6 protein-coding genes are annotated in these 8,599 nt (G+C 65.6%); 3 read left to right on the forward strand and 3 right to left on the reverse strand.

Going from position 1 to position 8,599, the window contains the following annotated elements; translation table 11 throughout:
• Window positions 1-155: 155 nt before the first annotated feature.
• Window positions 156-2,132, reverse strand: a complete 1,977-nt coding sequence (gene rep / locus D180_RS06705; RefSeq protein ID WP_026144192.1) for a DNA helicase Rep — start codon at window positions 2,130-2,132, stop codon at window positions 156-158.
• 132 nt (window positions 2,133-2,264) lie between these two features.
• Between rep and D180_RS06710 the strand changes: the two genes are divergently transcribed.
• Window positions 2,265-2,885, forward strand: coding sequence for a thymidine kinase (locus tag D180_RS06710; protein ID WP_017912189.1), 621 nt, complete (start codon window positions 2,265-2,267; stop codon window positions 2,883-2,885).
• Between the two features lie 167 nt (window positions 2,886-3,052).
• Complete coding sequence (locus tag D180_RS06715) at window positions 3,053-3,817, forward strand: sel1 repeat family protein (RefSeq protein WP_017912190.1); 765 nt, start codon at window positions 3,053-3,055, stop codon at window positions 3,815-3,817.
• Window positions 3,818-4,022: 205 nt separating this feature from the next.
• Here D180_RS06715 and D180_RS06720 read toward each other — a convergent pair whose 3' ends face one another.
• Both D180_RS06720 and mutM read right to left on the reverse strand, forming a co-directional pair.
• Window positions 4,023-5,627, reverse strand: coding sequence for a glucan biosynthesis protein D (locus D180_RS06720; RefSeq protein ID WP_043090582.1), 1,605 nt, complete (start codon window positions 5,625-5,627; stop codon window positions 4,023-4,025).
• 402 nt (window positions 5,628-6,029) lie between these two features.
• Window positions 6,030-6,842 carry a bifunctional DNA-formamidopyrimidine glycosylase/DNA-(apurinic or apyrimidinic site) lyase gene (gene mutM, locus D180_RS06725; protein ID WP_017912192.1) on the reverse strand — a complete coding sequence of 271 codons (813 nt, stop codon included), beginning with the start codon at window positions 6,840-6,842 and terminating at the stop codon, window positions 6,030-6,032.
• 459 nt (window positions 6,843-7,301) lie between these two features.
• Between mutM and D180_RS06730 the strand changes: the two genes are divergently transcribed.
• The coding region (locus tag D180_RS06730; protein WP_043090581.1) for an RHS repeat domain-containing protein at window positions 7,302-8,599 on the forward strand (1,298 nt) is incomplete at its 3' end.

Here is an 8,599-nt window from a genome sequence, read left to right on the forward strand (position 1 = left end):
ACCCTCATCCGCCCCTACGGGGCACCTTCTCCCGCAGGGAGAAGGAACAGCCGATTAGCCCCTGCGTACATCCGCACGCCCCATCCCCAGCGACCGCACTCGCAACGCACGCCGCCGTTACGAATCCCCAATTCCCCATTCCCCAATCCCGGCTTCTAATCAAACAACGCCTGGATCGCCGCCAGCCCCGCATTCGCGCGTTCCTTCTTGCGCGCCGCGTCGGCCACCGGGTCGGCGCCGTCGCGCTGCATTTCCTCGGCCGGGATCTCGTCGAAGAAGCGGCTGGGCTTGAGCCTGATATGCTCGCCGAACTTGCGGGTGAGCTTGCTGTAGCTCATCCACAGCTGCTCCTTGGCGCGGGTGATGCCCACGTACAGCAGACGCCGCTCCTCCTGCAGGTTGCCCTCTTCCAGGCTGACCTCGTGCGGCAGCACGCCGTCCTCGCAGCCCACGATGAACACGTAGCGGAACTCCAGGCCCTTGGACGCGTGCATGGTCATCATCCGCACCTGGTTGCCGCCGTCGTCCTTGTCGTTGCGCGACAGCAGCGCCAGTTGCGCGGCCAGGTCGCCGACGGTGGCGCCGCGCGGTCCGCCCTCGAACCACTTGGCCAGTTCCTCCAGGTTGCCGCGGCGGCGCTGGAAACTCGCTTCGTCCTTGCACTGGCTGCGCAGTTCGCGGATCAGCCCGGATTGTTCGGCGAGCTGGCGCACCACGTCGGCCGAGGACAGCGTGGTCGAGGCCGTGCGCAGTTCGTGCAGGATATCGACGAAGTCGCTCAGGCCGTTGGCTGCGCGCGGCGGCAACTGCTGCAGCGCGCCCACCGACTCGGCCGCGCGCGACATCGGCAGGTGCTTGGCCGAGGCCAGTTCTGCCAGCTTGGCCAGCGAGGTCGCGCCGACCTCGCGCTTGGGCGCCTGCACCGCGCGCAGGAACGCCGCGTCGTCGTCGGGATTGACCAGCAGGCGCAGCCACGACAGCACGTCCTTGACCTCCTGCCGCTCCAGGAACGCGGTGCCGCCGGTGATGTGATACGGCACGCTGGCCATCTGCAGCGCCTTTTCCAACGGCCGCGACTGGAAATTGCCGCGGAACAGGATGCAGAAATCGCTCCACGGCACCTGCTTGGCGGTGCCCAGGTAGGCGATCTCGGCGGCCACCTTCTCCGCCTCGTGCTCGCTGTCGCGGCACTCCCACACGCGGATGCGCTCGCCATCGGCCTGATCGCTCCACAGCGTCTTCAGATGCTCGTGCGGGTTGTGCGCGATCAGGGCGTTGGCCGCGCGCAGCACGCGGTTGGAGCAGCGGTAGTTCTGCTCCAGCTTGATGATCTGCAGGGCCGGGTAGTCGCGGCCCATCTGCATCAGGTTCTCCGGATTGGCGCCGCGCCAGGCGTAGATGCTCTGGTCGTCGTCGCCCACGCAGGTGAAGTTGCCGCGCGGGCCGGCCAGCATCTTCAGCAACCGGTACTGCGCATCGTTGGTGTCCTGGCTCTCGTCCACCAGCAGATAGCCGATGCGCTCGCGCCAGGCCATCACGATGTCCTCGTTCTCTTCCAGCACCTGCACCGGCAGGCGGATCAGATCGTCGAAGTCCACCGCGTTGAAGGTGCTCAGCCGCGCCTGGTAGCGCTCGTACAGGCTGGCCGCCTCCTGCTCGCGGTTGCTGCGGGCCGCCGCCATCGCCTGCTCCGGCGACAGCCCGGCGTTCTTGGCGCGCGAAATCAGGTTCTTGGCGTCCTCGATGGCATCGGGCTTGGCGCCGGGCATCAGATCCTTGATCTGCGCGGCGGCATCGTCGGCGTCGAAGATCGAGAAGCCGCGCTTCAGGCCCACCGCCGCGTGTTCGATCTGCAGGAACTTCAGCCCCAGGGCGTGGAAGGTGCAGATGGTCAGGCCGTCGGCGGCCTCGCTGCGGATGCGCTTGGCCACGCGCTCGCGCATTTCCTTGGCCGACTTGTTGGTGAAGGTGATCGCGGCGATGCGCTTGGCCGGGTAACGGCCGCTGGCGATCAGGTGCGCGATCTTTTCCACGATCACGCGGGTCTTGCCGCTGCCGGCGCCGGCCAGCACCAGCAACGGACCCTCGCAATGCAGGACCGCGGCGCGTTGGGGAGGATTGAGACCGTGCATGAAGACTTCCCTTGGCCGCGCATTGTAACGGGCACCGGCCGGCGCCGACGCCCCACCGCCGCGCCGGCGCTGAACCGGTTCGCGAACCGCCCGGCGGCCGGGGCGCGCGGCCGCCGCGCTAGAATCGACGGCATGGCGAAACTGTATTTCTACTATTCGGCGATGAACGCCGGCAAGACCACCACGCTGCTGCAGTCGGCGCACAACTACCGCGAGCGCGGCATGCGCACGGCGATCCTGACGCCGCGGCTGGACCATCGCGCCGGCAGCGGCGTGGTCGCCTCGCGCATCGGCCTGCGCGCCGACGGCATGCCCTTCGTCGCCGAGACCGATCTGCTGGCCACCCTCGAGGCCGACATCGCCAGCCACGGGCCGCTGCATTGCGTGCTGGTGGACGAAGCGCAGTTCCTCAGCCGCGCCCAGGTCTGGCAACTCAGCGAAGTGGTCGACCGGCTGCGCATCCCGGTGCTGTGCTACGGCCTGCGCACCGATTTCCGCGGCGAGCTGTTCGAGGGCAGCCAGTACCTGCTGGCATGGGCCGACGAACTGCAGGAGATCAAGACCATCTGCCACACCGGCAGCAAGGCGACGATGACCGTGCGCGTCGACGAGAACGGCCACGCGGTACAGGACGGCCCGCAGGTGGAGATCGGCGGCAACGAACGCTACGTTTCGGTCAGCCGCCCCGAGTTCAAGAAGATCATGCGCGGCGAAGGGCGCATCGATCCGCTGCAGATTGCGCTGCCGCTGTAACCCGGATGTCACCCCTGACGCACCGCGCTGGTGCGTCGCGCCACGATGCGATGAACCGTGGCTGACGTGTGCCGTACACGCGTCTGTTCCTATGCCATCAGTCTATGGAGCGCGCCCAGGCGGCATGCCTAGAATCGCGCCGATCGCTCACTCATGGGATGAGGAACATGCTTTCGTTCAAAGGATTTTTTGCCGGCAGCGGCACCGCACTGGCCTGTGCCCTGCTGCTGGCCCTGCCCGGCCCCGCCGCTGCGGCCCCGGGCGACCACACCTTCCAGGACATCCCGGCGCAGGTGCTCACCGACGGCTTCCTCGAGGCGCACCTGGACCTGTTCTATCGCCGCGCCGGCATCCGCGCCGACAAGAAGGGCGAGTACGCCGAGGCCAGGAAGCAGTACCAACTGGCCGCACGCTATGCCGACAAGCCGTCGCAGGCGCGGCTGGGCGAAATGTACTGGGAGGGCCAGGGCGGCGCCGCCGACCATACGATGGGCTTCCTGTGGATGGCGCTGGCCGCCGAGCGCGGCTACGACCAGTTCGGCGCACGCAAGATGGAGTACTGGAACCAGCTGACTCCGGACGAGCGCAAGCGCGCGGCCAAGCTCGACAAGTCGATGCTCGCCGACTACGGCGATCAGGTCGCCAAGCCGCGCCAGGAAGCGGTCCTGCGGCGCGAAGCGATGCGCAGCACCGGCGGCCTGCTCGGCCACTCCGGCGCGGCCGGCCCGCTGTCGATCAACGGCCCGCGTGGCGGCAGCATCGATCCGGAAGTGTTCTACGCCAAGCAGTTCTGGGAGCCGAGCGCGTACTGGAAGCTGCAGGATCAGGTGTGGGACGGCCGCACCCCGGGCCGGGTCGACATCGGCGATGTCGAGGACATCAGCACGGAAGGCGCACCGCCAACGCCGCCGCAGGAGCCGGGCAAGCACTGAACGCGGCGCCATTCCCGCGTCGGGACTGAAGTCCCTCCCACAGCAGCTCAGTGCCGGGCCTGTGCGCTCCTGTGGGAGCGACTTCAGCCGCGACGCGCGATGCGCACCAAGCTCGCACACCCGGCTGCGCCAGGACTGAAATGCGAGCGCAATGCCCGATCCAAGCACACGCACGCTGCCCGGCAGGCAGCGCGCGCGGTTGCGCTCAATACAACTTGCGCTCGGCCGCCGGCGGCGGCGTCCACTGGTACAGCCAGGTCTCGGTGAGCGGGCGCTCGCCGCTGCGCAGGTACAGGCGGATGTCGATCTGCTCGGTGCCGTCGTCCGGCGGCACCACGTCGAACATCGCGCGGTAGCCGGAGATCTCGTGCAACGGCCGCGCCGAGACGATCTCGGTGCGGCCGCGGTTGAGCTGCAGCACCGCCTCGACCTTGGCGTCCTTCTCCTTGCCCAGCTTGGCCAGTTCGCCGCCGACGAAATCCACCGCGAAGCGCCACGAGAAGTAATGCCGCTTCTGCCCGACCACGCCGCCCAGGCCGGTGCGGGTGGCCACGCAGTGCGCCAGCGGCGAGGACGCCGGCGCCTGTGCGCCCCAGTACATGCGGTAGCCGAACAGCAGCTCCTGTCCGGGCTGCGGCTTGTCCTGCGGATTCCAGAACGCGACGATGTTGTCGAAGGTCTCGTCGACGGTGGGGATCTCCACCAGTTGCACCGAGCCCTTGCCCCAGCCCTGCTTCGGCTCCACCCACAGGCACGGGCGCTTCTCGTAGAACACGCCGTCGTCCTGGTAATGATCGAAGTTGCGGTCGCGCTGCAGCAGGCCGAAACCGCGCGGGTTCTCGTCGACGAACATGTTGAAGCGCAGGTGCGGCGGATTGCACAGCGGCCGCCAGATCCACTCGCCGCCGCCGGTCCACATCGCCAGGCCGTCGGTGTCGTGGATCTCCGGGCGCCAGTCCCAATCCATGCGGCGGTCGTTCTCGCCCACCTGGTACATGCTGGTGCACGGCCCCAGGCCCAGGCGCTCGATGGTCTTGCGCGGATACAGCGCGCTGTCGATGTCCATCAGCAGCACGTCGCCGTTGGTGATCGCGAAGCGGTAGGCGCCGGCCACGCTGGGCGAATCCAGCAGCGCGTACACCACCACCGTGTCCGAGCCGGCCTTGGGCTGCTCCAGCCAGTAGGCGATGAAGTCCGGGAATTCCTCCGGGCCGCCGGTGCCGGTATCGATCGCCAACCCGCGCGCCGACTGACCGTACTGGCCCTCCTTACCCACCGCACGGAAGTAGCTGGCGCCGAGGAAGGCGGCGAAGTCGCGCTCGGTGTCCTGCTTGGTGTTGAGGCGGAAACCGGCAAAGCCCAGTTCCTTCGGCAGCGGCTTGCCCTTCAGCCCGCTGCTGCCGTAATCGAACGCCGCGCTGTCGTAGGCCAGTTCCTGCGCCTGCCCGTCGACCAGGTCGAACATGTGCACAGGCGTCTTGAAGTACAGACCCAGGTGGAAGAACTTGGCCTGGAACTTCGGGCCCTGCTCGGCCGCCCACAACGCGTGATCCTGGCGATAGCGGATCGACTGGTACTGGTCCCAGGTCAATCCCTCCACCGGCGCCGGCAGCACCCGCTTGTGGCTCTGGTACGGCGCATCCGCCATGGCCCGCGCGTGGCCCTTGAGCCAGGCGTAGTCGAACGGCTGCGGCTTGCCCAGGCGGCGCAGGCCCACCGCGGGGGCCGCCTGGCCGAGCATCGGCATCGCCGGCAAGCCCATGGCGGCGAAGGCGGCGGCGGCGTTCTTGAGGAAATCGCGTCGTTGCATGGCCGGATCGAAACGGAAAAGGACGCCCATCATAGACAAGCGGCGCCGAAGGTGGCGGTGATGGATGGTGCCCGTGGGTGCGAGCCCCGGACGCAGACGTGCTGGAGGTGGGCGGGCGGACCCGGTCGAGACAGTTGCCGACCCGACCACATCGGCGTCGCTATGCCCGAGTGGGCAAGGCCTCTTCGGGAGCCGCTAACGACGCGACAAGGCCCACCGAGAAGCCCAGCGACATGTGCGCTTGAGCAGACCCGTTACCGGCAAGGCCCGTCGCGGCTGAATCGCGCTCGCGGTCGCGACGGCCCATCGTGCCGAGACGCTGCAAAAAGCGCGGTGCTGCCGGTGTCCCTGCGGACGCCGGACCGCCTTCGCCGGTGCGTGCAGCGCGATCGCGTTCGTTGCTCAGCGCTGGCAGTGGCCACACCAGACGCTGGCGCGTTGGCCGATGCTGGCGTGGCGCAGCGTGCGTCCGCAACGCTTGCAGGCCTCGCCCTCGCGGCCGTAGACCGACAGCTCCTGCTCGAAGTAGCCCGGCGCCCCATCCGGGCTGATGAAATCGCGCAAGGTCGTGCCGCCGCGCTGGATCGCATAGCCCAGGATCGCCTTGGCTGCCTCGGCCAGGCGTGCGTAACGGGCACGCGAGACGTCGCCGGCCTCGCGCAGCGGACTGATGCCCGCCTGGAACAGACTCTCGGCCGCGTAGATGTTGCCCACCCCGACCACGATGCGCTGATCCATCAAAAAGGTTTTGACCGGCGCGGTACGGCCGCGGCTGAGCCGGAACAGATGATCGCCGTCGAACGCATCCGACAGCGGCTCCGGCCCCAGCTCGGCGAGCAGCGGATGGGTTTCGCCCGGCGCCTGCCACAGCAGGCAGCCGAACCGGCGCGGGTCGTTGAAGCGGAGCACCCGGCCGTCTTCCAGGCTGATGTCGACGTGGTCGTGCGCCCGCGGCGGCGTGTCGCCCGGCAGCACGCGCAAGCTGCCGGACATGCCCAGATGCAACAGCGCACTACCGACCGCGGTGTCCAGCAACAGATACTTGGCGCGCCGGCGAATGCCCTCGATGCGCTGCCCGGGCAACCGCTCGGCCACCTCCGGCGGAATCGGCCAGCGCAGATCCGGCCGCCGCAGGATCACCCCATGGATGCGCCGCCCCGACAGATGCGGCTCCAGGCCGCGCCGGGTGGTTTCGACTTCGGGGAGTTCGGGCATGGCTTGAACAGCGTAATCAGGCAGCAGATGACATTGAAACTCTAACATCCTGGTCACACCCGAGAGCCCCGCAGTCGCACCTCCCAGCGATGTGTAGAACGACTGCATACCGTTTAGAGGTAAGAGCCACGCCTTCGCGTTTGAGTCACCATGCTGACATGGAATGGCCACGACTTAGTCAGTAGTTGACAAATTTATCTGTGATAGGTTTCCATTTCGCGAGCGTTGGACGCAAGCCGCCGCAGTGCGGCGTTGAACGGGAAGGGAGCAATCCGCTCGGCAGGTGATCTGCCACTCCAGTAGTGACATTGGCCGTGCGCAAAAAAGAAGTTGCACGTTGCCGCGCGCAAGTGCCACCTCACTTAGGGATAAGAAATGCGCCAGAAAGGAAACTGCCATATTCAAACCACCGTCAAAGGGCCGCGGAAGTGGCTAGCACACCTTTGCCTCCTCCTGCCATTGGCAGCAGGGCTGATCAATGTGGCGCAGGCAGAAGAAAGCAAGCGGACATGGACGCTGGTGGATTCCGATGGAGCAAGTCATGGCCAGTACACGACGCAAGAGCAGGCTGCGGCCGCCATCAAGGACTTGCCGCCTCCCGATGCATACGTTCCCGAATTCTACAAATACGCCGATCAGATAAAGAGCCAAGAAATCCTGGAGAACGGCGACGTCAAAATCACATACTGGAACGGTAAGGAGTTACCGACGGATCCGGAGTGGATGTATGTCGGTGATCAGGAATACTCAACTGAAGAGGAGGCGATACGGTCGCTTGAGCAAATAGCAAACGAAAGTAACAGCCCTTGTCCGGCGACGGCGAAAATTACGCTTTTGGGGGGATGGCAGGACACACGAACCGATGGCAACGATGGTGGCGAGTGGGGAGAGAAGACCTACAGGCTCGACTATAACTATTTCGGTGCCGACGAGTGCGTACCTAAAAGCGAGCAGATGGAGCTTGTCCGCCATCGCAGGACCGAGTGCCCGGTTGAAAAGCTGATGTCTTGGCGCGACAAGTACCAGGCGTGCGTCAACGAATACGCCATCGCCTTCGTCGTCACCAAGACCCTTGAACGCGGTTGCGGCTACGAGGGCAATCCATGCGATACCAAGACCGGTGACAAGTATGAAGTTGCCCCGGATTTCGATCTTGGTTGGATTGCGCTCGAACGGCACTACCACTCGGGCATCTCGAATGACACTGGTGGCTTCGGCTATGGCTGGACGCACTCGCATGCGATCAGGCTTGCAATTGGCGCCGACAGCATAGGATTGATCGATGGTGGGGGCTTCCATACCCGATATCACCAAGTCGGGGATGTGTATTTCGCTTCGGACAATAGCGGCGACCAACTTATCACTGACGGCGCACTGTGGAAGCTCTACCGCAGAGATACCTTGCTGATCTTCGATGCCAATGGAAGGCTTTTGGAACGAGAAAATCGTGACGGTACATTTCTGCACTACAACTATGACGATCTGGCGCGCTTGACCACAATCCTACATAGCAGTGGGCGTACACTCGATTTCCACTACCTGTCAGCGACAAGTGGGGCGTTGATCGGAGCGATCACTACATCCGGCATTCCACTGGTTACCTATACGTATACTCAACGTGGCCAAGTGGAAACCGCCACATATCCAGACGGGACCCAAAAGCTCTACCACTATGAGGACCCTCGCTTTCCTGGAAATCTGACCGGATTTACCGGCGAAGACAGCCAGCGCTTCAGCACCTTCGCCTACGACGAGGT

Origin of the sequence: Xanthomonas sp. SHU 166 (assembly GCF_000364685.1) — a bacterium.
GTDB lineage: Bacteria > Pseudomonadota > Gammaproteobacteria > Xanthomonadales > Xanthomonadaceae > Xanthomonas_A > Xanthomonas_A sontii.